General features: G+C 66.5%; 27 protein-coding genes and 1 tRNA gene. 22 read left to right on the plus strand and 6 right to left on the minus strand.

The features are described from left to right. The 8 genes from lipA to TV39_RS00040 form a co-directional block, all read left to right on the plus strand. Nucleotides 1-868, plus strand: an 868-nt coding sequence (lipA, locus tag TV39_RS00005) for a lipoyl synthase (protein WP_043476561.1), incomplete at its 5' end; no start/stop codon positions are given. 27 nt (nucleotides 869-895) lie between these two features. After that, nucleotides 896-1,732 carry a methylenetetrahydrofolate reductase gene (locus tag TV39_RS00010; protein WP_082049350.1) on the plus strand — a complete coding sequence of 279 codons (837 nt, stop codon included), beginning with the start codon at nucleotides 896-898 and terminating at the stop codon, nucleotides 1,730-1,732. Continuing rightward, the gene (cycA, locus tag TV39_RS00015) at nucleotides 1,722-3,191 is read left to right on the plus strand and encodes a D-serine/D-alanine/glycine transporter (protein ID WP_043476564.1); all 1,470 of its coding nucleotides are present in this window, start codon (nucleotides 1,722-1,724) and stop codon (nucleotides 3,189-3,191) included. Before TV39_RS00010 ends, cycA begins: the two co-directional genes overlap by 11 nt. Continuing rightward, nucleotides 3,188-4,096 (plus strand): formyltetrahydrofolate deformylase, encoded by a 909-nt coding sequence (gene purU, locus TV39_RS00020; RefSeq protein ID WP_052500439.1) that lies wholly within the window; start codon nucleotides 3,188-3,190, stop codon nucleotides 4,094-4,096. The genes cycA and purU overlap by 4 nt, the downstream gene beginning before the upstream one ends. A gap of 122 nt (nucleotides 4,097-4,218) precedes the next feature. Then, nucleotides 4,219-4,494, plus strand: coding sequence for a hypothetical protein (locus TV39_RS00025; RefSeq protein WP_235347215.1), 276 nt, complete (start codon nucleotides 4,219-4,221; stop codon nucleotides 4,492-4,494). Nucleotides 4,495-4,642: 148 nt separating this feature from the next. Next, nucleotides 4,643-5,416, plus strand: coding sequence for a lytic transglycosylase domain-containing protein (locus tag TV39_RS00030; protein WP_235347216.1), 774 nt, complete (start codon nucleotides 4,643-4,645; stop codon nucleotides 5,414-5,416). A 39-nt stretch (nucleotides 5,417-5,455) separates the two neighbouring features. Further along, entirely contained in the window at nucleotides 5,456-6,382 is a 927-nt protein-coding gene (locus tag TV39_RS00035) for an NADP-dependent oxidoreductase (protein ID WP_043476570.1), read from the plus strand. Between the two features lie 86 nt (nucleotides 6,383-6,468). Continuing rightward, nucleotides 6,469-7,140, plus strand: coding sequence for a DNA alkylation repair protein (locus TV39_RS00040; RefSeq protein ID WP_043476573.1), 672 nt, complete (start codon nucleotides 6,469-6,471; stop codon nucleotides 7,138-7,140). Nucleotides 7,141-7,213: 73 nt separating this feature from the next. On the opposite strand, the gene TV39_RS00045 is transcribed toward TV39_RS00040, so the two are convergent. Next, complete coding sequence (locus tag TV39_RS00045) at nucleotides 7,214-9,163, minus strand: hypothetical protein (RefSeq protein WP_043476576.1); 1,950 nt, start codon at nucleotides 9,161-9,163, stop codon at nucleotides 7,214-7,216. A gap of 311 nt (nucleotides 9,164-9,474) precedes the next feature. On the opposite strand from TV39_RS00045, the gene TV39_RS00050 reads away from it, so the two are divergent. From TV39_RS00050 to TV39_RS00075, 6 genes are read left to right on the plus strand one after another with little or no spacing between them, the layout of a single operon-like run. Continuing rightward, nucleotides 9,475-10,767, plus strand: a complete 1,293-nt coding sequence (locus TV39_RS00050; protein ID WP_043476580.1) for an ABC transporter substrate-binding protein — start codon at nucleotides 9,475-9,477, stop codon at nucleotides 10,765-10,767. A 3-nt stretch (nucleotides 10,768-10,770) separates the two neighbouring features. Then, a complete protein-coding gene (locus TV39_RS00055; RefSeq protein WP_043476583.1) occupies nucleotides 10,771-11,760 on the plus strand; it encodes a carbohydrate ABC transporter permease in 990 nt (329 codons plus the stop codon). Beyond that, nucleotides 11,757-12,683, plus strand: a complete 927-nt coding sequence (locus TV39_RS00060; protein ID WP_043476585.1) for a carbohydrate ABC transporter permease — start codon at nucleotides 11,757-11,759, stop codon at nucleotides 12,681-12,683. The genes TV39_RS00055 and TV39_RS00060 overlap by 4 nt, the downstream gene beginning before the upstream one ends. Beyond that, nucleotides 12,680-14,149 (plus strand): GH1 family beta-glucosidase, encoded by a 1,470-nt coding sequence (locus TV39_RS00065; RefSeq protein WP_043476587.1) that lies wholly within the window; start codon nucleotides 12,680-12,682, stop codon nucleotides 14,147-14,149. Before TV39_RS00060 ends, TV39_RS00065 begins: the two co-directional genes overlap by 4 nt. After that, nucleotides 14,149-15,231 carry a LacI family DNA-binding transcriptional regulator gene (locus TV39_RS00070; protein WP_043476590.1) on the plus strand — a complete coding sequence of 361 codons (1,083 nt, stop codon included), beginning with the start codon at nucleotides 14,149-14,151 and terminating at the stop codon, nucleotides 15,229-15,231. Before TV39_RS00065 ends, TV39_RS00070 begins: the two co-directional genes overlap by 1 nt. A gap of 42 nt (nucleotides 15,232-15,273) precedes the next feature. Then, nucleotides 15,274-15,867 carry a histidine phosphatase family protein gene (locus TV39_RS00075; protein WP_082049351.1) on the plus strand — a complete coding sequence of 198 codons (594 nt, stop codon included), beginning with the start codon at nucleotides 15,274-15,276 and terminating at the stop codon, nucleotides 15,865-15,867. A gap of 7 nt (nucleotides 15,868-15,874) precedes the next feature. On the opposite strand, the gene TV39_RS00080 is transcribed toward TV39_RS00075, so the two are convergent. Beyond that, nucleotides 15,875-16,714 carry a hypothetical protein gene (locus TV39_RS00080; protein ID WP_043476596.1) on the minus strand — a complete coding sequence of 280 codons (840 nt, stop codon included), beginning with the start codon at nucleotides 16,712-16,714 and terminating at the stop codon, nucleotides 15,875-15,877. A gap of 136 nt (nucleotides 16,715-16,850) precedes the next feature. Beyond that, the gene (locus TV39_RS00085; RefSeq protein WP_043476599.1) at nucleotides 16,851-17,294 is read right to left on the minus strand and encodes a DapH/DapD/GlmU-related protein; all 444 of its coding nucleotides are present in this window, start codon (nucleotides 17,292-17,294) and stop codon (nucleotides 16,851-16,853) included. A gap of 172 nt (nucleotides 17,295-17,466) precedes the next feature. On the opposite strand from TV39_RS00085, the gene TV39_RS00090 reads away from it, so the two are divergent. The 3 genes from TV39_RS00090 to TV39_RS22200 all read left to right on the plus strand — a co-directional run bounded on the left by TV39_RS00090 (nucleotide 17,467) and on the right by TV39_RS22200 (nucleotide 18,663). Beyond that, on the plus strand, nucleotides 17,467-18,351 hold the full coding sequence (locus TV39_RS00090; protein WP_082049354.1) for an SGNH/GDSL hydrolase family protein: 885 nt from the start codon (nucleotides 17,467-17,469) through the stop codon (nucleotides 18,349-18,351). A gap of 12 nt (nucleotides 18,352-18,363) precedes the next feature. Next, nucleotides 18,364-18,436, plus strand: a tRNA-Lys gene (locus TV39_RS00095). Between the two features lie 50 nt (nucleotides 18,437-18,486). Beyond that, nucleotides 18,487-18,663, plus strand: a complete 177-nt coding sequence (locus TV39_RS22200; RefSeq protein WP_160292474.1) for a hypothetical protein — start codon at nucleotides 18,487-18,489, stop codon at nucleotides 18,661-18,663. A gap of 18 nt (nucleotides 18,664-18,681) precedes the next feature. On the opposite strand, the gene TV39_RS00100 is transcribed toward TV39_RS22200, so the two are convergent. The 3 genes from TV39_RS00100 to TV39_RS00110 all read right to left on the minus strand — a co-directional run bounded on the left by TV39_RS00100 (nucleotide 18,682) and on the right by TV39_RS00110 (nucleotide 19,831). Continuing rightward, nucleotides 18,682-19,029, minus strand: a complete 348-nt coding sequence (locus TV39_RS00100) for a DUF202 domain-containing protein (RefSeq protein WP_043476604.1) — start codon at nucleotides 19,027-19,029, stop codon at nucleotides 18,682-18,684. A 2-nt stretch (nucleotides 19,030-19,031) separates the two neighbouring features. Then, nucleotides 19,032-19,433 carry a YidH family protein gene (locus TV39_RS00105; protein WP_082049355.1) on the minus strand — a complete coding sequence of 134 codons (402 nt, stop codon included), beginning with the start codon at nucleotides 19,431-19,433 and terminating at the stop codon, nucleotides 19,032-19,034. Nucleotides 19,434-19,504: 71 nt separating this feature from the next. Further along, nucleotides 19,505-19,831, minus strand: a complete 327-nt coding sequence (locus TV39_RS00110; RefSeq protein WP_043476610.1) for a YegP family protein — start codon at nucleotides 19,829-19,831, stop codon at nucleotides 19,505-19,507. 250 nt (nucleotides 19,832-20,081) lie between these two features. Here TV39_RS00110 and TV39_RS00115 point away from each other — a divergent pair, with 250 nt between their 5' ends. The 5 genes from TV39_RS00115 to TV39_RS00135 all read left to right on the plus strand — a co-directional run bounded on the left by TV39_RS00115 (nucleotide 20,082) and on the right by TV39_RS00135 (nucleotide 24,215). Further along, nucleotides 20,082-20,636: a cysteine hydrolase family protein gene (locus tag TV39_RS00115; RefSeq protein WP_043476613.1), complete on the plus strand. Its 555-nt coding sequence runs from the start codon at nucleotides 20,082-20,084 to the stop codon at nucleotides 20,634-20,636. Between the two features lie 77 nt (nucleotides 20,637-20,713). After that, complete coding sequence (locus tag TV39_RS00120) at nucleotides 20,714-21,814, plus strand: FAD-dependent oxidoreductase (protein WP_043476953.1); 1,101 nt, start codon at nucleotides 20,714-20,716, stop codon at nucleotides 21,812-21,814. Nucleotides 21,815-21,869: 55 nt separating this feature from the next. Then, nucleotides 21,870-22,424, plus strand: coding sequence for a hypothetical protein (locus TV39_RS00125; protein WP_043476616.1), 555 nt, complete (start codon nucleotides 21,870-21,872; stop codon nucleotides 22,422-22,424). Nucleotides 22,425-22,583: 159 nt separating this feature from the next. Beyond that, entirely contained in the window at nucleotides 22,584-23,237 is a 654-nt protein-coding gene (locus TV39_RS00130; protein WP_043476619.1) for a DedA family protein, read from the plus strand. A 12-nt stretch (nucleotides 23,238-23,249) separates the two neighbouring features. Further along, nucleotides 23,250-24,215 (plus strand): ribokinase, encoded by a 966-nt coding sequence (locus TV39_RS00135; RefSeq protein ID WP_043476622.1) that lies wholly within the window; start codon nucleotides 23,250-23,252, stop codon nucleotides 24,213-24,215. The last annotated feature ends 211 nt before the right edge of the window (nucleotides 24,216-24,426 follow it).

Consider the following 24,426-nt stretch of genomic DNA (forward strand, 5'->3'; position numbering starts at 1 on the left):
GAAGGAGGGCCTGCACACCGTGTGTGAGGAAGCAGGCTGCCCGAACATCTTCGAGTGCTGGGAAGACAAGGAAGCCACGTTCCTGATCGGCGGCTCCGAGTGCACCCGGCGCTGCGATTTCTGCCAGATCGACACCGGCAAGCCCTCCCCGGTGGACATGTTCGAACCCACCAAGGTGGCCCGCTCGGTCCAGGCCATGCAGCTGCGCTACGCCACCGTCACCGGGGTGGCCCGGGACGACCTCGCCGACGAAGGCGTGTGGCTCTACGCCGAAACGGTCCGGAAGATCCACGAACTGAACCCGGGCACCGGCGTCGAACTGCTGATCCCGGACTTCTCCGGCAAACCCGAACACATCGCCGCGATCTGCGACTCCAAGCCCGAGGTCTTCGCGCACAACGTCGAAACCGTGCCGCGGATCTTCAAGCGCATCCGCCCCGCGTTCCGCTACGAGCGGTCCCTGGACGTCATCACGCAGGGCCGGAACCTCGGCATGGTCACCAAGTCCAACCTGATCCTGGGCATGGGCGAGACCCGCGAGGAAATCTCCGAGGCCCTCCGGGACCTGCACGAGGCCGGCTGCGACCTGATCACCATCACCCAGTACCTGCGCCCGTCCGAACGGCACCTCCCCGTGGACCGCTGGGTCAAGCCGCAGGAATTCGTGGACCTCGCCACGGAGGCCGAGGAGATCGGCTTCCTCGGCGTCATGTCCGGGCCGCTGGTCCGCTCCTCCTACCGTGCCGGCCGGCTCTGGGCCACCGCGATGCGCAAGAAGGGCTGGGACATCCCGGCCGAACTCGCCCACATCGAGAGCTCCGGCAGCACCCGCCAGGAAGCCAGCTCCCTCATCGCAGCACATTCCTGACAACCATTTGATAGCCAGAGAGGACCAATGATGTTCCCCATCAGGACCGAAATCATCCCTTCAGAGGGAATCGTTGACCGGGTCAGGGCCCACGTGCCTCTGACCACGGCGCTCACCGTGACGTGCCTGCCCCACCATGGCATTGAGCGGACCATGCGAGCCGCCGTACAGCTGGGTTTGCTCGGCTATTCGGTCATCCCGCACATTGCGGCGCGGAGCCTTCCCGGCCGTTCCGAGCTCACCGGCATCCTGCGCGACTGCGATGTTGCCGGCATCGGTGAAGTGTTTGTGATCGGCGGAGACCGGAAGCAGCCGGCAGGCCCCTACGGCTCGGCCCTCCCGGTACTGGAAGACATCGCCCAGTACACCGGGGGCAGGATGCGGGTTGGCATTGCGGGCTACCCGGAGGGCCACCCGTTGGTGGGCCCGGTGGACCTGCTGGACGCCCTGCTGGAAAAGCAGCACCTGGCATCGAACGTTGTCACGCAAATGTGCTTCTCCGCGCCGAAAATCCTCGACTTCGCGGCGCTCCTGCGCCGGGAAGGGGTGCAGCTGCCAGTGTGGGCCGGCGTGGCCGGGGCGGTTCCGCGGACCAAGCTGGTCTCCCTGGCGACGCAGATCGGCGTCGGAAGTTCGCTCAAGTTCCTCAGCCGCAAGGGGCCGCTGGCGCGCAAGCTGCTGAGCGGTGACCGCTACTCGCCGCAGAGCCTGGTGGCCGGGCTGGAAAGCCAGCCGGGGAACATCGCAGGCATCCATCTGTACAGCTTCAACAACCTTGATCCGGCCCCCGGCGGGCCGGATCAGGCGACCACCTCAGCAGCACTCCAGTCCGCTTTGATCCGAGGAGCAGCACGTGACAACTAAGACCCTGACCGCCCACCAGGAGCCGCATCTTGAGCGGCAGCTGAGCAACCGGCACATTCAGCTGATCGCCATTGGCGGCGCCATCGGCACCGGGCTCTTCATGGGCTCCGGCAAAACCATCTCGGCGGCCGGTCCGTCCGTCATCTTCGTCTACATGATCATCGGCTTCATGCTGTTCTTCGTGATGCGGGCCATGGGCGAGCTCCTGCTGTCCAACTTGAATTACAAGTCCTTCAGCGACTTCGCGGCGGACCTGCTGGGCCCCTGGGCCGGCTTCTTCACCGGCTGGACCTACTGGTTCTGCTGGGTGATCACCGGAATCGCGGACGTCATCGCCATTGCCGGCTACTCAAAGGAACTCTGGCCGGGGCTTCCCCTGTGGATCCCGGGCCTGGCCACGATCGCCATCCTCCTGCTGCTGAACCTCACCACGGTGAGGGCCTTCGGCGAGACGGAGTTCTGGTTCGCACTGATCAAGATCATCGCCATCGCGGCGCTGATCCTGGTGGGCCTGTTCATGATTTTCAGCGGATTCCAGTCCGACGCCGGCCCGGCCACCTTCTCGAACCTGTGGAGCCACGGAGGGTTCTTCCCGAACGAGTTCATGGGTTTTGTGGCCGGCTTCCAGATCGCAGTGTTCGCCTTTGTGGGCATTGAGCTGGTGGGCACCACGGCCGCGGAGGCCAAGGACCCGGAGAAGAACCTGCCCAAGGCCATCAACTCCATCCCCATTCGCGTGCTGCTCTTCTACGTGGGCGCCCTCATCATCCTGATGTCCGTCACGCCCTGGACCCAGTTCCAGGCCGGCCACAGCCCGTTCATCGCCATGTTCTCCCTGGCCGGACTCGGCGCCGCCGCCACCGTGGTGAACCTGGTGGTGCTCAGCTCCGCGATGTCCTCGGCGAACTCCGGTATATATTCCACATCGCGCATGGTTTACGGCCTGGCCCAGGAAGGTGACGCACCGTCCGTGTTCAGCCGCCTGTCCCGCCGCAAGGTCCCGCAGAATGCATTGTTCCTCTCCTGCGTCCTGCTGCTCTCCGGCGTGATCCTGATGTATGCCGGCTCGGACATCGGCAAGGCCTTCGACATGGTGACCACCGTCTCCGCCGTCTGCTTCGTCTTTGTCTGGTCCATCATCCTGGCCAGCTACATCGCGTTCCGCAGGCGCCGCCCGCAGCTGCACGAGGCGTCAAAGTACCGGATGCCCGGCGGCGTCCCCATGGTGTGGGTGGTCTTCGCCTTCTTCGCCTTCGTCCTGTGGGCGCTCACCACGCAGCCGGACACGCTGCTGGCGCTCCTGGTGACGCCGGTGTGGTTCATCCTGCTCGGCGCCGCCTGGCTGGTACTGCGCCGCCGCCCCGCGCACCTGGCCCGCTACGCCACGTTCCAGGCTGAACTCAGCCAGGACATGGAGCCCGAATCCGCCGCGGAGGAACTGGGGAACGTGAAGAAATGAGCACCGCACAGACGCTGAACCAATCTGCCCCGGAGCCGGCGGAACCCTCCGCCGAGGCCGAGCATGTGCTGACCCTCGACTGCGCCGAGTCGCTCGGCATTGTCCACGCGATTTCGGGATTCCTGCTGGACCACGGCTGCGACATCATCGACAACAAGCAGTACGGGGACCGCAAGGAAGGGCACTTCTTCATGCGGGTCCACTTCTCCTCGCAGCAGGAGGCCTTCAGCACCGAGGAGCTCCGCCGGGACTTCACCGCCCTCGCGGAACAGTGGCAGATGAACTGGCAGCTGGAGCCGCACGGCCGCAAACGCCGCGTCCTGGTGATGGTGTCCAAGATGGGGCACTGCCTCAATGACCTGCTGTTCCGGGCGCGCACCGGGGACATCCCGGTGGAGATCGTCGCCGTCGTCTCCAACCACCGCGAGCAGGAGGCGCTGGTCCAGTGGCACGGCATCCCCTTCTTCCACCTGCCGGTGACGAAGGAGACGAAACCGGAAGCCGAAGCACGGCTGATGGAACTCGTGGACGAGCTTGATGTGGAACTGGTGGTGCTTGCCCGCTACATGCAGGTCCTGAGCGATGAACTCTCGGCCAGGCTCGCGGGCCGGACCATCAACATCCACCACTCGTTCCTGCCCAGCTTCAAGGGTGCCAAGCCGTACCACCAGGCTTATGACCGCGGCGTGAAGACCGTGGGCGCAACGGCCCACTACGTCAACGCTGAACTCGACGAGGGCCCGATCATTTCGCAGCAGGTCATCGAGGTGGACCACACCTACACGGCGGACGACCTGGTGGCCGTTGGCCGGGACGCCGAATGCGCCGCCCTGCGCAATGCCGTGCGCTGGCACTGCGAAGGCAGGATCCTGCTGCTCGGCAACCGCACGGTGATTCTGCGGTAGGTCCGCCTCCCGCCCCCCGTGACGTCGGACTCGTCGGCAGCTTCGGGGGAATAACAGGAGCCTTGATGCGACTTGTTATCACTGGGGCGCCGACCACCGGTTGCCTCGTGAGAGGACCTCTTTTGCCTACTTCCTTTATCCCGTTCACCGTTCGTGCCACCGTCCGTGAGGACCACAAGCGCTCTTTCCGCACGGACATTGAGCGACTCACCTCCAGCCACCGTGGCTGGGCGCCGCTGGACGTGGTCAAGTCCACTGACACGCAGGCGCTTTTGCGGGGAGCGGTGCCGAATAGCATTCACACCGCCACCGATGCGAGCCTGGCGCGTTACCTCCAGGACCGCCTTGTGGCCGACAGTGACATTCACCTGGATCTCGCCGTCAGCATCGAGCGGTAACGGGCCCCAAAGCCCCGGACCATTAGGTCCGGGGCTTTTTTGGCGCCAAAAATCGGCGCCAGCCGGTCCTCCGGGGTTGCGCCGCCGTCGGGAGGGGAAGCAAGGGGAAGATGGTGTAAGTTGCTCCCGGCTAAACAAAACACCGGAAATGAGAACCGCCACGTCCATGCTCCGCCTCAAGCGCCTTGCCGTCTTCTGCCTTTTCGCGACCTGCGTCATCACGGGGCTCCTGTTCTGGGTGCTCCGCCCGTCCGGCACGGCAGGGCCTTGGGATCCGTCGGCACCGCCGCAATCAGGGGCGAAACTCGCGACGCTGACCGCTTTCAGCTCCAGGGCCGTGGACATTACGGACAGCACGATTGACGCGGAATGGCTCACCCGGACCGCGGCGCAGACGGGCATTCCCGCCCGGGCACTCCAGGCCTACGCAGCTGCTGCGGAGCTCGCCAACGCCGCCACGCCCGAGTGCCGGATCGGGTGGAATACCGTGGCCGCCATCGGCTTCGTGGAGTCCGCGCACGGGAGTCACGGAGGCGGCAGCCTGTCGAACACCGGGCAGGTGAGCGGGCCGATTATCGGCCCCAGCCTCGACGGCGGCAGTTTCGCCGCCATCCCGGACACGGACGACGGCGTGCTCGACGGCGACGCCCTCTGGGACCGCGCCGTCGGACCCATGCAGTTCATTCCCTCCACGTGGGAACAGGCGGGACGGGACGGAAACGGCGACGGCGTCGCCGACCCGCTGAACATCGACGATGCCGCACTCAGCGCCGCCACCTACCTGTGCGGGGGCGGCCGTGACCTCACCACCGCCAGGGGGTGGACCGGTGCGGTGCTCGCCTACAACCAGTCCGACTCCTATGTTCGCCAGGTGCGCGACCAGGCCAGCGCCTACGCGGAACAGTCGGGGTCTGCCGGGTAGGTCCGGAATAGTGTCCGGAAGATATCGGTTGAGGCCTGCATGAAGGCAATTACTTACAGCGAATACGGAAGTCCGAACGTCCTTGGGTTGACGGAGGAGCCCCTGCCGAAGGTCGGGCCGGGGATGGTCCTGGTCAAGGTCAAGGCGGCGGCGGTGAATCCGGTCGATTGGAAAATCATGGCCGGCTACCTCGACGCAGCCATGGACCTGCAGTTCCCGGCCATCCCCGGGTGGGATGTGGCCGGCGTCGTAGAGTCGGTCGGCATCGATGCGCCGCATTTCCAGCCCGGCGATGAAGTCATTTCCTATGGCCGCAAAGACTATGTCCACGGCGGCAGTTTCGCCGAGTACATCGCATTGCCGGAACGGCTCCTGGCCCGCAAGCCCGCCTCCCTGACCTGGAACGAGGCCGCAGGCCTTCCGCTGGCGGGACTGACGGCATATCAGGTCCTCAACCGCCTGGGCCTCAAGGCGGGGGAGACCGTGTTGATCCATGGCGGCGCCGGCGGCGTCGGGTCCCTGGGTATCCAGATTGCCGCGGCGCGCGGCGCCAAAGTGATTGCGACCGCGTCAGAAAAGAACCACGACTTCATCCGGTCGCTCGGTGCCGAGCCCGTCAGCTACGGCGAAGGACTCGAAGACAGGGTCCGCGCCTTGCGTCCTGAAGGCGTCGACGTGGTCGCGGACTTCGTGGGCGGCAACCTCGAATCCACGCTGGCTGTCCTGGCTGACGGAGGCAGGCACGCCTCCATCGCGGACAGCGAGGTGGAGCAGCACGGCGGTACCTGGATGTGGGTGAACCCCGTAGGCGCCGAGCTGCAGGAACTGGCCGATCTGGTCGATGAGCGCAAGCTCCGGGTTGAGGTGGCACAAACCTTCCCGCTGGCGCAGGCGGCAGATGCCTTCCGCCTCAACATGGAGGGGCACACCCGCGGCAAGATTGTGGTTACAGTCGACGCCGAGTGATGCCGAGGGGCGGCCGGATTCCGGCCGCCCCTTTCTTCGTTGGGCCGTAGGCTGGGACCCAGCGGGTGAATGACCGGGAGGTTGGAATGTCCGAGACGACAGTTGCCGAGTTGAAAGCCGAACTGGCCGAGCTCGAAGACCCAGGAATGCGCTCAGTCAACGAGAAGCACGGCGATGATCACGGCGTGAACCTCTCCAAGCTGCGTGCCATCGCCAAACGGCTCAAGGCCCAGCAGGCCCTGGCCCGCGAGCTGTGGGCGACGGACGACACCGCGGCCCGGCTGCTCGGGCTGTTGATCTGCCGGCCCAAGGAGTTCGAACGCGGGGAACTGGATGCCATGCTGCGCCAGGCGCGGGCGCCCAAGGTGCAGGACTGGCTGGTGAACTACGTGGTCAAGCGCAGCCCGCATGCCGAAGGGCTGCGCGTGGCCTGGACTGCGGATTCAGATCCGGTGGTGGCCAGCGCCGGCTGGGCGCTCACCAGCGAACGGGTCGCGAAGAACCCTGAAGGGCTGGACCTGCCGGGGCTGCTGGATACCATCGAGGCGCAGATGAAGGAGGCACCCGACCGCCTGCAATGGGCGATGAACACCTGCCTGGCGCAGATCGGGATTCACCATGCCGCGTACCGTGCCCGGGCGATCGACATCGGTGAACGGCTCGAGGTGCTCAAGGACTACCCGACGCCGCCGAACTGCACCTCCCCGTTCGCGCCGGTCTGGATCAACGAGATCGTGCGACGGCAGGCCGCGGGCTGATTCCCTGAATCCGGCGGGACAGCAGCCGGGAGCCGCGTGGACGGGACGATGAGTACCCGCCCACGCGGGGTGCTCAGGGGAAGTTCGCCACGTAGCTGGGCACTCCGACGGCATCCGTCGATACCGGCGCGCCGGTGTCGTTGATGACGTGGTCCAGGGTTCCGGCGCCAAGGTTGACCGTGAGCAGGCCGTGCAGCTTCACGCCTGGCGTTACGGGCACTTCAAAGCCCCGGGTGGCGTGGATGGTGGGGTCCACGTTGTTATAGACGTAGCTGCCCCCGCCCCAGAGTTCGTGGGTCCTGACGGAATCGGCGATCTTGTAGCCTGCCCAGCCCAGGATGCCGTCATGCTGCCAAGCGGCCTGGTTGGGCGCGTCGTAGGGCAGTTCGTTCTGGAAGAAGACAGTCCTGCCGTGTTCGCCGTTCCAGATGACGTTGTACTCCTGGTAGTGCTCCACGAACAGGCCGGTGGCCGTGACGTGGTCGCCGTTGATGATGACGCCGTTGTCCCCGGTGTTGCTTGTCCAGCCGACGCCGTTGCCGTGGTCCGCACGCCAGGCCCAGATGTGGTCGAGCAGCACGTTGTCGCTGTTGACTTCCAGGCTGACTGACGCCTTGCCCACATGCGGGCCGCCGATGCGGAAGAACACATCGTGGAGCGTGGTGGGATTGCCGGGGTCGGTGTGGACCGCTGAGTTGGCGGGCCCGCCGCCCTCGCCCTGTGCGGCCTTGCCGATCCTCATCAGCGCGGGTGAATTCACCTCGCCGGCATCGACCGTCACCGCCGCAATATCGACGCCGGGAACATCCGCGACGGTTAAGGGAACGGCGCCATTGACTGCGGTGAGAGTGGCCATTCCGAGGCCGAGCACCACCGTGTTGGCTCGTTTTACTTCAATGCTTTCGTCGATGCCGTAGACCCCCGGTGTGAGCAGCAGATTCTTGCCGCGCGCCAGCTGGGAGTTGATGGTTTTGACCGAGTCGGAGGGCCTGGCCACATAGAAGTCGGACAGCGGAATGCTGCGGCCCGCCGTCGGACCGTCTTCCCAGGTGGTCCCGGCGGAGTCCTGGCGGACCGCCGGAACGAAAACGCTGTACTGGCCGTCGGCGTCGAGGGTGAGGTACGGCTTCTCACGGCTGATCGGGGTGCTCGCCAGGTTGGTGTACGGCGGATTGGGGAAGGACTGCGCCGGGGCTCCGTCCACACCGGAGAAGACCTGGTTCCAGACTCCGTTGGACCAGTCGCCGATGCTGCTGTCACGTACGAAGTACTGCTGCTGCGAGCCGTTGATGACGGCCCCGGTCTTCGAATCTGAGATGAAGCCGCCGCTGGCGTACTGCGGCCCGGCAGTGCAGTAGTCCATCAGGGACAGGTTGCCGCCGGTGATGTTGACCCGCCGCATGGGGGAGGCCTGGGAGGCGGCCCAGAAGTTGGCCGAACTCCGGCAGCCGTCGAGGCCGGTGACGTTGATGGTGAGGTTGGACAACGAGCGCCAGAAGTTATTCAGGGCGATGCAGTTGTCCGCGGTCAGGCACCGGTTGTAGACGTCGACGTGCCCGTTGATGGTGACATCCGTGGGCGATGCCCCGAGGCCGGCGACCTCCGTGGAGTAGCCAACCTGGACGATCAGCGGCTCCTCGGCACTGCCGTAGGTGCCGGGCTTGAACAGCAGGGAGTACCGGTTGGTACCCATTTCGTCGTCGACCTGGGTGGCCGCAATGGCGTCCACCTCGGCCTGGATCTCGGCCACAGGCATGCTCGGGTCGAAGATCCGGACGTTGGGACCGAACTCCGGCGCCGGCGCTGTCTTGGCTTTCGCGGGCTGGGGCGCGGGCTGCGGCTGTCCCGGGGCCGGCTTCGCCGGTGCGGCGGGCTCGGCCGCCGTTGCGGGACCGGCACCTGTGGCCAGCGCGCCCAGCAGGACGGCGATGCTGCCCGCGAACAGCCGGGTGTGGAGACGCAGAGGCCTCCGGAGGCGGGGCTGCGGCGCCCCTGGTCGGAGGCGGAAGTGGGCTAGCGGCATTGCTGGTCCTGCTCTCTGTTGGGACGGATTTCCCTTCGGCCGCTCACGGGGGCTGCCGGGGAACTGGAGCCCTGCTCCCGGTGCCCGCGGAGGTGTGGGAGCGCTCCCGCCGGGAAGCGTAACACCGCATCCAGCTCCGGGCAAGGGTTCGAAATGGGCAGGTATGGCGCTGTTGACAATACGGCGTGATGTACGACACCATGCTGGTGAGAGCGCTCCCATGATCGATCTGGGAGCGCTCTCATGTACCGATCCGGGGCGGCCGGCCCCTTACCCTTCCGGTCCCCACACCCTGACAAAGGAGTCCCCGCGTGAAATTCCCCCGCAAACTTGCCGCCCTGTCGGCATCGGCCGCCTGCCTCACACTCGCTCTGAGTGGCTGCGGCGCGGATGCCCCCAAGAACGCCGGGCCCACCGGTGAAACAGGCAAGGAGCCGGTCACCCTCAGCCTCGCGACGTTCAACGAGTTCGGCTACGAGAACCTGCTCAAGGAATACGAGACCCTCAACCCGAACGTGACGATCCAGCACAAAAAGGCCGCCACCACGAACGAAGCGCGCGACAACCTGACCACGCGCCTGGCGGCGGGATCGGGCCTCTCGGACATCGAGGCCATCGAGGTCGACTGGCTGTCCGAACTCAAGGAGTACCCGGACCAGTTCGTGGATCTGAAGGACCCTGCCGTGGAAGGGCGCTGGCTGGAATGGAAGACCGAGGCAGCCACCACCCAGGACGGGCACCTCATCGGCTACGGAACGGACTCCGGGCCTGAGGCTGTCTGCTACAACGGGGCACTGCTTGAAGCCGCCGGGATGCCGTCGGACCGCGAATCTGTCGCCAAGATGCTCGGCACCACCTGGGACAGCTACTTCGACGCCGGCAAGAAGTTCGCCGCCGCAGGGACGGGCCCGGCATGGTTTGATTCCGCCGGCGCCATCTACCAAGGCATGAGCAACCAGATGTCGAAGGCCTACGAGAACGAGGACGGCACGGTCATCGCCGCCGACAACCCGGAGGTCAAGGAGGTCTACACCAAGGTCCTGAACGCCTCGACGAAGGACAACCTCTCGGCGCACCTGGGCCAGTGGAGCAACGACTGGGTGGCCGGTTTCCAGTCCCAGAAGTTCGCCACGACTCTCTGCCCCGGCTGGATGCTCGGTGTCATTGAAGGCAACGCTGCCGGCGTCGCGGGCTGGGACGTCGCCAACGTCTTCCCGGGTGGCGGCGGCAACTGGGGCGGTTCGTACCTGACCGTCCCGTCGCAGGGCAAGAACCAGGCTGAGGCCAAGAAGCTCGCAGCCTGGCTGACCGCCCCGGAGCAGCAGATCAAGGCGTTCACCGCCAAGGGCACGTTCCCGAGCCAGGTTGAGGCGCTGACCAGTGAGGAACTGCTGGGCCAGACCAACGCGTTCTTCAACAACGCCCCCACCGGCAAGATTTTCGCAGAGCGTGCCAAGGCCGTCGGTGACTCCCCGTTCAAGGGACCGAAGTTCTTCGCCATCAACGACGCTATGCAGCAGGCTCTCACCCGCGTTGACGTGGACAAGTCGGACGACGCCGAGTCCTCCTGGGCGAAGTTCCTCACGGCTGTGAAGTCGCTCTAAGCCATGTCAGTAACGGACCGGGTCAGGCCCCAAGGCCAATCAATTGACGAGGAAAAACCCGGCAACAGGGACGTCCGGCGGCTCGCGTTTTCGCAACAGGTATCGAAGTGGGACGTCAAGCTGTCGCCCTACCTCTACATCTCGCCGTTCTTCCTGCTGTTTGCGCTCACGGGACTGTTTCCGCTGCTCTACACAGGCTGGGTGTCACTGCACAACTGGAACCTGATCGGCGGCCAAGGCAAGTTCATCGGTTTCGAGAACTTCAGTTTTGTCCTTGGGCAGCCGTACTTCTGGAACGCAGTGGGCAACACGTTAAGCATCTTCCTGCTCTCTTCCGTGCCGCAAGTGGTGCTGGCGCTGCTGATCGCAGCGGTGCTGGACGCCAACCTGCGGGCCAAGACGTTCTGGCGGATGGGGGTGCTGGTGCCCTTCGTTGTGGCTCCCGTGGCGGTTGGACTGATCTTCAACAATCTCTTTGCCGACCAGTTCGGCCTCGTCAATGAATTCCTTGGCCTCCTGGGCCTCGACCCGGTCCGCTGGCATTCCGACCAGCTTGCCAGCCACGTTGCCATCGCCACGATGGTGAACTTCCGCTGGATCGGCTACAACGCACTGATCTTCCTGGCGGCGATGCAGGCCATCCCGCGCGATGTCTTCGAGGCGGCCACCATCGACGGCGCCGGCCGCGTCCGACAGTTCCTGTCAGTGACGGTTCCGATGCTCCGGCCCACCGTGATTTTCGTGGCCATCACGTCCACCATCGGCGGGCTGCAGATCTTCGATGAGCCGCGGGTGTTTGACCAGTCCGGACTCGGCGGCGCCGACCGGCAGTGGCAAACACTGACCATGTACATCTGGGAGCTTGGCTGGGGCCAGCGCAACTTTGGCAGGGCATCCGCGGTGGCGTGGCTGCTGTTCCTGATGATTGTGCTGATCGCCCTCGTGAATTTCCTTCTCACCCGGCGCATCGCTAACCAGGGAGGCCGCAAATGAGCTCCATCCCCATGATCCGACAGACCGCCGGAAAAGGGGCCGCCAAGGCAGCCGCCAAGCGCCCGAACCCGCGGGCGGGGCGGCCCCGGAACCGCGGCGGCGCCGGGGACATCCGGCGTCCCGGACCCTTGACCTACGGTGCCCTGGGCGCCGTCCTGCTGGCCTCCCTGTTCCCGCTGTACTGGTCCTTCCTGGTGGGCAGCCACGACAGCACTGCGCTGAGCCGGGGCATCCCGCTCCTTCCGGGCGGGAACTTCCTGGCCAACGCCGCAAAGGTCTTTGACAGCATTCCTTTCTGGAAAGCCATGGGCAACAGCATCCTGGTCTCCACCGTCACGTCCGCCTCCGTGGTGATTTTCTCGACCCTCGCCGGATTCGCGTTCGCCAAACTTCGCTTCCGCGGGAGCAAGGGACTGTTGGTCTTCGTGATAGCCACCATGGCGGTGCCCACGCAGCTCGGCGTGGTGCCGCTGTTCATCGTGATGGCCAAGCTGGGCTGGACCGGCACCCTCTGGGCCGTCATCATCCCCGGAATTGTCACGGCCTTCGGCGTGTTCTGGATGACGCAGTACCTCCGCGACGCCCTGCCGGATGAACTCATCGAGGCTGTCCGGATGGACGGGGCCTCCATGATCCAGGCCTTCTGGTACGTGGGATTCCCCGCGGCCCGACCGGCCGCCGCCATGCTGGCGCTCTTCACGTTTGTCGCCACCTGGACCAACTTCTTCTGGCCCTTCATTGTGCTGGACCCCTCAAATCCGACCCTGCCGGTAGCGCTGCAGCTGCTGCAGGCCGCACACTTTGTGGACTACTCGGTGGTGCTGGCCGGTGCAGTACTGGCCACCGTCCCGCTGCTGCTGCTCTTCATCGCGGCAGGGCGCCAACTCGTTTCAGGAATTATGCAAGGAGCAGTCAAAGGATGAGCACCACCCCGCTTACATTCCCCGAAGGTTTTCTGTGGGGCGCGGCCACAGCCGCATATCAGATCGAAGGCGCCGCACATGTTGACGGCCGGCAGGACTCGATCTGGGATACCTTCGCGCGGCTGCCCGGCGCGGTGGCCGACGGACACAACGGTGACGAGGCATGCGACCACTACCGGCGCTACGCGGAGGACGTCACCCTCATGAAACACCTGAATATGAAGGCCTACCGCTTTTCCACGTCATGGGCGCGCTGCATGCCGGATGGCGTGACGCCGAACGCCGAAGGTATCCGCTTCTACTCCCGGCTGGTGGACGAGTTGTTGGACGCCGGAATCACGCCGTGGCTGACCCTGTACCACTGGGACCTGCCCCAGGCGCTGGAGGACAACGGCGGCTGGACCAACCGGGACACCGCCTACCGCTTCGCGGAATACGCGGCCACCATTCATGCGGCGCTTGGGGACCGGGTCAGGATCTGGACCACCCTCAACGAACCGTGGTGCTCGGCGTTCCTGGGGTATGCCGCCGGAATCCACGCACCCGGAAGGCAGGACCCCCGGGCGGGACTGGCCGCCGCCCACCATCTGCTGCTCGGCCACGGACTGGCGGCCCGCGAACTGCGCCACCTTGACCCGGAGGCCACCCTGGGCATCACCTTGAACCTGACCGTCGCCGACCCCCGGGACCCGGCCAGCGACAGTGATCGCGACGCCGCCAGGCGGATCGACGGCCAGTTCAACAGGATCTTCCTTGACCCGGTGTTGAGGGGGGAATATCCATCGGATCTCCTGGCGGACGTGGCGCACCTGGGTCTGGCCGAACGCATCCACGACGGCGACCTGGCGATCATCTCGACGCCGCTCGATCTGCTGGGCGTCAACTACTATCACGGGGAATCCGTCACCAAGGACCCGGCGGAGCACCCGGAGCCGGCAGGTGCGGAGGTGGCGGCGGTGCGCCCCGTCTCCTCCCCGTTTGTCGCCGCCGACGGCGCCCGCTCTGTTTCCCGCGGGCTGCCGGTTACCGGCATGGGCTGGGAGGTCCAGCCCGAGGGGCTGCGCCGGCTGCTCAACCGCCTGCAGCTCGAATACACTGGCCCCGCAGGCATCCCGGTATTCATTACGGAAAACGGGGCAGCCTACGATGACGTCCCGAATGAAGCCGGTTTCGTGGACGACCAGGACCGGATCGGGTTCTTCGCTGCCCACCTTCGCGCGGTGCACGACGCGATCCGAGACGGAGTTGACGTCCGCGGGTACCTCGCCTGGTCCTTGCTGGACAACTTCGAATGGTCCTTCGGCTATCACCAGCGCTTTGGCCTGGTCCGGGTGGACTACCGAACCCAGCTGCGCATCCCGAAGGCCAGCGCCCTCTGGTATTCCTCGGTGGCGGCGGAGAATGCAGTTCCGGCCGCCGGCACCCTCGCATCCGCTTCAGCGTCAGGTGTCGTATTGTCGGTGTAATGAAGGAACAGACGCGCCAGCTCGGCCGCCCTCCGGCAGGGCGGCCGAGCCCCACGCTTGAAGATCTTGCGACGGCGGCCGGGGTGTCCCGCTCCACGGCGTCCAGGGCGATCAACGGCGGCCTCAAAGTGAGCCCGCAAGCCCAGGCCGCCGTCGACGCCGCGATCGTCGCGTTGGGGTACACACCGAATCGTGCGGCGCGCAGTCTGGTGACCAAACGCACCGCATCGATTGCGTTGGTCATTCCGGAGCCGGATGCCCGGGTCATGATGGACCCCTTCTTCGCCGCCGTCATCACCGGCGTCAACGAAGCCCTCCGGGGGACAGACATGCAACTGGTGCTGCTGATGTCCCGCGCGGGTGACGACTCTGCAAGGACCATGCGCTATCTGCGCGGCGGCCACGTGGACGGTGCCATTGTGGTGTCCCACCACCGCGCCGACGACTGGGCCGAGACGCTCGCCAGGACCGGCCTCCCCACTGTCCTGATCGGCAGGCCGTGGGACACAGGGCTCGGCGTCCCGTTCGTGGACCTGGACAACTTCGAGGGCGGCCGTTTGGCGGCGCGGCATCTTGCCTCCATAGGACGCAGCAACCTCGGAACCGTAGCCGGTCCGGCCGACATGACCGCCGCCGCGGACCGGCTGGAAGGGTGGAAGCAGGGACTGCGTGAGGCCGGCCTTCGTCCCGGACCAGTCAGCCACGGGGATTTCACGACGGCGGGCGGCGCCGACGCCGCCCGGAACCTGCTGGCCGAGGTGCCGGAGCTGGATGGGGTGTTCGCCGCATCGGACCTTATGGCCCTGGGCGTCATCGAGACGCTACGAAGCCTGGGCCGGGAGGTACCCCGGGATGTCGCCGTCGTAGGTTTTGATAACCACGGGCTCACGGCCGGCAACGGCCTGGACCTGACCACAGTCACGCAGCCGATGGTAGATATGGCAGTCACGGCAGGCCGGCTCTTGGTCCGCCGAATTGAAGATCCCGAGACGTCAACGGAACCGGTCATTTATCCGGCGGAACTGGTGGTGCGGGCCAGCACCGCAGGCCTGCCGCCCAAGCGTAGGGAGGGCAGTTCCTGAAGGCCGAGGGCGTGCCATGACCCGGCCCGCCCTCAAGGCACAATGGAAGGCATGACCCTTACGACGTTCGCCCTTGTCCGCCATGGCCAGACTGACTGGAATGCGCAGCGCCGGCTGCAGGGATCCACGGACATTCCGCTCAACGACGTCGGCCGCGAACAGGCGCGCGACGCCGCCGCTGCTCTGTCCGGCCACGAGTGGGACGCGATCGTGTCCTCGCCGCTGAGCCGTGCCGCCGAAACCGCCAAGCTGATTGCCGACGGGCTGGGGCTCAGCGTGGACCGGCACGTGCCGGAGCTCACCGAGCGCAGCTTCGGACCGGCTGAGGGCCTGCAGGCCGGCCCCGAACTTGAAGCGCTGCGCATCCCCGGCGGTTTTCGCGGCGCGGAAAGTGAGGACGAGGCAGCCTCCCGCGGGCTGGCCGCGCTGGAAACACTGGCCGAGGAATTTCGCGGCCGCCGTGTCCTGGTGGTGGCCCACGGCACGCTCATCCGCGTGAGCCTCAGCCGCGCGATCGGCCGCACGCTGCAAAGCGTCGACAACGCCGTTCTGAACCTCGCCCACCACCACGCCGTTGACGGCTGGCAGCTGGAATACTTCAACGGCGAACGGTTCGCAGCTCCCGTCGAAGCCTGAGCCGGACCTATGTGTGGTAGTACGTTTCCGTCGGCGTGAACCCCACCCGGTCCACTTTCCGATGGTAATGAACTCCAACCATGCCGCCCAGGACGGAGCCCAGCAGGGCCAGCGCGGCGACGGCGATGGCCGCGATAATGCTTCCCGTGCCCAGCGGGACCTCGTCCACGGGAAGGCGAAGTAATTCGTTGAGCATGTTCCGGACGTTCAGCTGGCCGCCGCCAACAATCCCACTCACCATGGCGACGACGGCCGCTGCCGCGGCCACAATCACCGCCCACAGCCACACCATGAGTCCCTGTCCGACGCCGTTGAACCGCGCCATCCGTCCCGCGACGTAACCGCCCGAAAAATAGGCGAGGAGCGGGATCACCAGCAGCAGCGCCGCGCCGGTGACATCACCGGGCCATGACCATGCCAGGCTGGATGCTGTCATGTCCGCGCCAGCCAGAAGGCCCGCCCGTGCGGCCGCCATGACAAAGACGGCCAGCACGACAGTCACAGCGGTCGCCGTCAGCCAGCCGAAGAAAGCCGCACCTATCTTGATGCCGCCGAACCGTTCCTCTTCGCGGGCAACCACCGTTTCCCGGGTGGTAGCGGCCGGACCTCCCGGCAAGGAACCTTCTTCCGGGGCACCCACATCGTCCAAATAGCCCCGGTCCTCCTCGTAGGGGACGTCGCCGTCGTAAGGCACAGGCCCGGTGTAGGGGACAACACCGTCGGGGACAACACCGTCGGCAACAGCCCCGTCGGCAACAGCCCCGTCGGGGACAACACCGTCGGCAACAGCCCCGTCGGGTTCGTCGTCGCGGCCGCGTCCGCCATCAGGATCCCTTGCGCCACCCATCACGCATCCCCGCTTTCAATGACCTAACGGTGGGTATGCGTTAAAGCTAATCCCACTCAGGCGCGTCCCACGAGAGGCTTTGGGCCCGGCCCGGCTTCGTCGGTTGAGCAGGGACGCTGTCCGGTAAACCCAGGCGTCAGGCCGCCTGACGGTTACCGTCCGAAAGGGACGGCGGCGGAGAGCTTGCCGACGCCCTGGTCCTGGCCGGGAGGCGGCTGCCTTGGGCGACCTTGCTGTCGCCGTGGAGGCGGACTCCGTGACCTATCACGGCGCCCGCGCCGATCTTGGAGTGGCTGCCGATACGGGCCCGGTGGCCGATCACCGCTCCCTGCCCCACGTACACAGCATCACCGATCACCACCCTGTGGCCGACGCGAGCATGCCTGTCGATCCAGCTGCCGCCGCCCACCCGGCATCCGGGGCCCACCTGGGCGCCGGCCTCCACATAGGCGGTTGGACTGATGAAGGACGACTCGTCCACCTCGGCGCCACGGCCGATCAGGCCCCCGCCGTTGGGGTGCCGGCGGTAGCTGATGACCTTCCCGGTGTCGGTTTCCACTGTTTCGATTTTCCTGCTCATTACCTTCCCGTCAGTCCGGTGTTACCCATAACAGCGGACACTCGTTTTAACGCCCGGCGAGCAGCAAGCATTCCATTCACAAACACGGCATTCCGCCAGGTTTTCGGAACATGTGGACCCCTTCCGTGGTTAATCAGAGAAAGGGCGCAGGCTTCCCACGAGGAGGTGTGTGGTGACAATTAATGACAAGGATCTGTCAGGACGCCAGGCCCAGGGTGGCGTGCGCAGCTCGGGTTATCCGGCCGCTGCAGGCGGGCATCCGTGGCGCCGGTATGTGGCATTGGGGGACTCGTTCACCGAAGGAGTGGGCGACCCCGACCCCCGGCGTCCGGGCGGGGTCCGCGGTTGGGCCGACCGGGTGGCGGAGGAACTGAGTGCAGGGCATACGGACTTCGCGTACGCGAATCTGGCCGTGCGCGGCCTGCTGCTGGAGCAGATCCTGGCCCGGCAGGCCGGTCCTGCGCTGGTCCTCCAGCCGGATCTGATCACGCTTTCCGCCGGAGGCAACGACATGGTTTTCCACGGCAGTGATCCGGACAAGCTCGCTGACAGGCTCGACGACGGCGTGGCGCTGCTCAGGTCTTGCGGCGCCACCCTGGTGCTCTTCACCGGGCCGGACTGGGGGTCAACGCCGGTGCTCGGCCGCAACCGGAGCAGGGTTGCAGTCTTCAACGAAAACATCCGTGAGATCGCCTCCCGGCATGACGCCGTGATCGCCGACCTGTGGGGCCTGCGGGAGCTCCGGGACCGGCGGATGTGGGACCAGGACAGGCTGCACTTGTCCCCGCTGGGACACTACGCCGTGGCGATGAGGGTGCTGGATGCGCTCAGGGTGCCGCACCCCCTGCCGCCCCTGCAGGCCGGTGACCTGCCGCGGGGCGACTGGCGCCGGGCCAGGGCCGAGGACCTTGTGTGGGCCCGCCAGTACCTGTTGCCCTGGGCTTGGCGACGGGTCCACAGGCCTGCCGGTGTTACGGAACCGACCGCGAAGCGGCCGGCCGCCGCCCCGGTTAACAGTTCCGGGGAACCGGCCGTAGCCATGGAGGGCCAGGCTTAGGCGGAGTTCAGCGCACCCGTAGCTCAGCTGGGAGAGCAGGGGACTTTTAATCCTCGGGTCGTGGGTTCGAGCCCCACCGGGTGCACGCTGGAGTGTCGCCCCCGCGGCGTCGGTGCCCTGCCATAAACTCACCCAGTGGCAGATTCAAGTACCGAAGGCAGTGCAAACGTGGCGGTGATCCCGGTGCTGGAGGGTCAGACCTGCATTGGCGAGCTGCTTCCGGACGTTAAATACATGGTGGGAATGAGCTCACCCGAAGGTCCGCTGGCCGACCCCGATGGATCAGCAGACGGCCAGCTGACGCTTTTCTGACCGCCGGCCGCGCGCCGGTCACGGCTGCAGCGGAAGGAACAGTACGGTGTAAATCCCCAGCAGGGCGAGGACGACGACGCTCGCGGCCACCGCCGCCGTCGACCCTATGTGCGGGTCCATGGTTTCGTGCTTAATGCCCCGAACGGCGCGGTGGAAGCGGTGTTTCTGCGTAAGGTTAATGGCCAGCGCGGTGACGACGGCGGCACCCACGAGCGTTCCCACGAACCAGCCGTGGTGGGGCAGCCAGCGCAGGAAAACGGCGGCGGCGATCACCATGGACAGGGTGGTGCGGCTCCAGGCGAGATCGGTGCGTTCCGGCTGGAGGCCGGCGTCGCCGTGCCAGGGGGCCTCGCGGCGGGAAGCCATGCTCAGGCCGGCCGGGCGATCACGAACACCACCATGATGGCGGCCACGAGCGCTCCGCCGATGGCCAAGACCGGGGCCATGAGGGGGAGCGGCATTGGTGCTTTTGACCGCATGGCGCGTTCCACATTCACCCACCGGAAGAACGATCCGCCGCCAATCACGAGCGCAAGGACCAGCAGCAGTACCGAAATGGTCTTGCGAAGTTCAGGGCCCAGGAGCTCGGCCATAAACGCCTCGACGGCGACGCCGCCGGCAAGCAGGGCGAGGGACGTTCGGATCCACGCGAGGAAGGTGCGCTCGTTCGCCAAGGTGAACCGCGGATCGGGTTCGGTGCCGCCGCGGAGGATTCGGGACGTGAGCCGGCCCCTCGGGTCCGGCGCTCCGGTACTCGAATCTTCTGACAACGTGAATCCCTCCGCGTGCGGCAGGTCGCAGGCATGCTTCCCTCTACTGCCTACACGTTACCGGCCGCGGGTCAGGCTGCCCCCGACCAGTGCGGAGTCCGGCGGGCCGCGGCATGCTTGCGGAAGCCGTCAACCGGCAACCGCCGGGTGTCGCAGGCGGCCGGGGCCGGCATGGCAGCAGCCGGTGCCTGCGCGGGTGGCAGAGCCGAACTGCCGGCAGGGCAGAGGTCGCTGATCAGTCCCATACCCGCGCACTCGCGGACTGCATCGATAGCCGCAACGGCCGACGGCTTGTCGCGGTACGCGCCTGACACAGCCAGCTCGGTTCCCTCCGGCGTCGTCAGCCGGAACCGGTACTGCAACTCTGCATCAACAAAAACTTCGAACTTGCCGGCCATAACTAATCCTTCCGGTCTGCGGAGCCGGCCCGCCGGCAGCTTCGCCGCGAAACGGGCCGAACGCATCTCTGCGAACAACTTCCGCTGGTCTGGTCGAACGATCAGAATTGATCGGTTCATCAAGTGCTTTAAGTCTGTCGCTGCCTCTTGTAGGCTCACAAGACCGATCAAGTTAAGCCCACGTAAAATGCATGCAACGGACTGCCACTTCATGGCCGTCGCATGTCCGGCAAACACTGAGGAGCCCGTCATGACCACACTGTCGGATCGACCCAACACCGCCTTGCTGGTGATCGACGTCCAGAACGGAGTGGTGTCCGATGTCCACCAGCGCGACGCCGTCGTCGCCAACATCTCCACCCTCGTGGACAAGGCCCGGGGCGAAGGAGTGCCAGTGGTCTGGGTCCAGCACTCGAGTGGTCAACTGGCGAAGGGAAGCGATGCCTGGGAGCTCGTGCCGGAACTGAAGCGCCAGGACGGGGAACCGCTGGTGCACAAGACCTTTGCGGACTCCTTCGAGGACACCGACCTGGAAGACGTTCTGGCCCGGGAAGGCGTGGGCCGGCTGGTCGTCTCCGGCGCCCAGACCGATGAGTGCATCCGCTCCACGATCCACGGAGCCTTCGTCCGCGGCTACGACGTGACGCTCGTTGGTGATGCACACACCACGGAGGACCAGAGCGAGTGGGGTGCCCCGCCGCCGGACAAGGTCATCGCGCACACCAACCTCTACTGGAAGTACCATACGGCTCCCGGCCGCACCGCTGCCGTGGAGGGCACCAGCGATGTAACCTTCGCAGGCTGAACCGCGCCATCCGGAAGAATGGGTCCCGGCAACAGGCCTCGTGACGAGGCCGCGGGACTGAGTTGGGTGGAGCTGTGGTGGAAGTTGACGTCGTTGTAGTCGGCGGAGGGGCGATGGGATCCGCTGCCGCGTGGCAACTGGCCCGCCGCGGCAGGTCCGTTGTCCTGCTCGAGCAGTTCGAACAGGGGCATCACATCGGCGCCTCCCACGGCTCGACCCGCAATTTCAACATGGCGTACGCCGAGCCCGACTATCTGGACCTGGTCACCGAGGCCAAAGACCTCTGGAACGAGCTCGAGAGTGAAACGGGCACGCAGCTCCTGGACCTCGTGGGGTTGGTGAACCACGGCAACGTCCGGCGACTGCGGGAGGTCCGTTCGTCGCACGCGGAGCGGGGCATTGCGAGCCACTTCATCCCGGCCGCAGAGGCGGCGGAGCGCTGGCGGGGCATGAACTTCCGGGGCGAGGTCCTGGTGGTGCCCGGCTCGGGACGGGTCCGCGCCGCCGACGCGCTGGTGGCGCTGCGCCAGGCGGCCGAAGCGCACGGCGCCCGCTTTGAATATTCGACGCCGGTCCGGGACATCCGCGTTGACGGCGACCGCGCCGCCGTCGTTATTGACTCCGGCGAGATCACCGCGCATCGCGTAGTGGTCACCGCCGGCGCGTGGACCGGCAAGCTCCTCGGTGGCCGCGTCCCGCTCCCGGAACTTGTTGTCACGCAGGAGCAGCCTGCCCACTTCACGCCCTTGGACGACTCGCTGGAGTGGCCCAGCTTCAACCACAACCCGGACCCGGACGATCCCCGCGACGCCTACTGGTACAGCCCCGTCTATGGCATGCTCACCCCGGGCGAAGGCATCAAGGCCGGCTGGCACGGAGTGGGTCCGGTGACCGACCCGGACGCGCGCAGCTTCACCCCCGAACCTGTCCAGCTGGAGGCGCTGGTGCGGTACGTCCGGGAGTGGCTGCCCGGCGTGGATGCGGGGTCGGCGGTTCCCATCAGTTGCACGTACACCAGCACCGCCAATGAGGACTTTGTGCTGGACCGTTCTGGTCCGGTGGTGGTCGGGGCCGGCTTCTCCGGCCACGGGTTCAAGTTCACCCCTGCCGTTGGCCGGGTGCTCGCAGACCTGGCCGACGGCGGCGCCGCACCCGCCCGTTTCACCGCCCGGCGCTAGGGTCTGCCTGCCCGCCGGCAGAGCGAATTCGCGGGAGCGGGTAGCGTAGGGTGACATGCGCAACGGTCGGCTGGTTCCCTGCATCCTGGCGGTGCTGTCCGTCGTCGCCGCCTTCTTCCTGGCTTTCGCCGGACCCGCCAGTGCCGAACCCTGCCCGGACAAGCAGGTTCCGGCTGCCGCTGGCGGCTTCTGCGTTTCCGGCGGGCCGCCGTCCCCGGCGCCTACTTCGTCATCAACTGCCCCGGCCGGTGCAGTCAGCCCCGGACCCGCGCGGGGCGGAGCCGGTCCCGTCGACACGCAGCCCCTGCTCCCCGGTTCCGGCGCGGAAGACGTGCCGCCGCAGGGAAACATGGCAGGCCAGGAATCAGGGGCCGCCCCGCCAGCGTCCGCTGAACCGCCGTCGGCCACTCAGCCCGCCACGCCTCCTGCAAAGGCTGTATCGCCGTCGCCGTCCCGGTCGGCCCGGACGTTGACGGCGGCGCCGCCGGATTCCGGCAGGAGCGGCGCCGGGGGCGTTCCCTTGGCCGGCTATCTGGTGGCCGTCGGCGGAGGGATGCTCCTGCTCTCCTCAGCCTTCGGTTTCATGAGGTTCCGTCCCGCAGCCCGCTGAGGGACGCGGGTTTTTCCTGGCGCCCAAGAGGCTTCGGCTAGGCTGGCAGCGATAGGCCGTCGACTGCCGTTGCCCCCTGTGGCCGGTGTTGACGGTGCGTCCGGCCAACGAGGGGTATGCATCCGTGCGGCAAAAACCTGACCTAAGGCGGGCCCAGCCATGATGCCCGCAAACGCCGTGGACGAGCTCACGGGAATAGCCGGCTTCGCCGCGCGCGGCATCGATGCGCTGGGGGAGTGGGGCGTGGGACTCTTCACCTTTGCCGAAACCATCATCCCGCCCATCCCGAGCGAGGTCATCCTGCCGCTGGCGGGCTTCCTCACCAAGCAGGGGAGCATGAGCCTGGTCCTGGTGTTCGTCACAAGCACGCTCGGCGCCTACGCCGGTGCCTTGCTGCTGTACTGGATTGGCGCGAAGCTGGGCCTGGAGCGGGCCATCCGCGGGCTGTCCAGGCTTCCGCTGATGGACCGCGAGGACTTCGAGAAGGCGGCGGACTGGTTCCAGCGCCACGGCAAGTCGGCGGTGTTCTTCGGCCGGTTCCTGCCCGGGGTGCGGAGCCTGATTTCCCTGCCCGCCGGTGCGGAGAAAATGAACCTGGCCACCTTCAGCATCTTCACGATTGCCGGGAGCGGGCTCTGGAACGCCCTGCTGATCGGTCTGGGTGTGCTCCTCGGAGCGCAGTACCGGCTCATCGAGGAGTACTCCAAGTACCTCAATTACGCCGTCTATGCAGCGATTGCGGCCACCCTTGCGTGGTTGTCCGTGAGGGCCTACCGGCGGCAGCGCGAACGCGTGGACCAGAACCAGGGCTAGGGAGTGGCTGGAATGAGCACTGAAGCGCACGGCCGGATCGTCGTCGTCGGCTCCTTGAATGCCGACCTGACCATCTATTGCGACCGGCTCCCGCTGCCGGGTGAGACGGTCCACGGCACCGGATTCGCCGTGAATCCCGGCGGCAAAAGCGCCAACCAGGCCGTGGCGGCAAGCCTGCTGGGCGGGGCCGTCAGCCTCGTCGGCGCCGTGGGGGACGACTCCAACGGCGAGATGCTCCTCGCCTCCACCGCCGGCGCAGGCGTGGACATCTCGCACGTGCGCACCTCGGAGTCTGCCGCCACGGGAGTCGCCGTGATCGCGGTGGATGCGCGCGGCGAGAACAACATCATCATTTCCGCGGGGGCCAACGGAACCCTCGCTCCCGCCGATGTCGCGGCGTCCGCGGATGCGTTCGACGGCGCGTCCGTGGTCTGCCTCTGCCTCGAGGTCAGCCTCGATACTGTAGCGGCGGCAGCCCGGTTGGGGCACGACGCCGGCGCGACAGTCCTGCTCAACCTCTCGCCTTACGGCGAGATCCCGCAGAGCCTGGCGGATCTCACGGACATCCTGCTGGTCAACGCGCACGAGGCGTCACTGTTCCTGGGTTCAGATGAGATTCCCGGCGCCGATGCGGACGACGCCGCCTGGAACCAGGTCCGGGAGCGTTTCGCCGGGCGCGGGCTGCAGCGGGTCCTGGTCACTCTGGGTTCCAGCGGCTCTGTTGTCCTGGATTCGCTGGTTTCAGGGACGGGGCGGGTCACCCGGATCGCGCCGGTCAAGGTCCATGCAGTGGACACCACCGGCGCCGGCGACGCGTTCACCGGCGCCGTGGCCGCACGGCTCGCTGCCGGGCAGGCGCTGGCCGAAGCCGCTGCCTTCGCCTCCGTGGCGGCGGCACTCGCCGTCACCCGGAGGGGCACGCAGGCCGCCTACGCCGGGGTTTTGGATGTGGAGCGGATGCGGGGCACGGGCATTTAGCCCGGGCGGGCTCAGAAGGACCGTCCGGGCTTCTTCCTCTGGACTTCCGTATCGAGTGTGTTGCCAAGGTATGCGCCACGCCCTAGGATGCGACCAAGGCGCCCTGCGAAGTCGTTTATCGGAGGCTGGGCGGCCCTCGGAAGAGGTATTGAGGCAGCATATGGTCGGCTTGAAAATCTTGCGCAGTTGCAGCAATGCCTGCCGTTCTCAG

Origin of the sequence: Arthrobacter sp. SPG23 (assembly GCF_000876655.1) — a bacterium.
Taxonomy (GTDB): domain Bacteria; phylum Actinomycetota; class Actinomycetes; order Actinomycetales; family Micrococcaceae; genus Arthrobacter.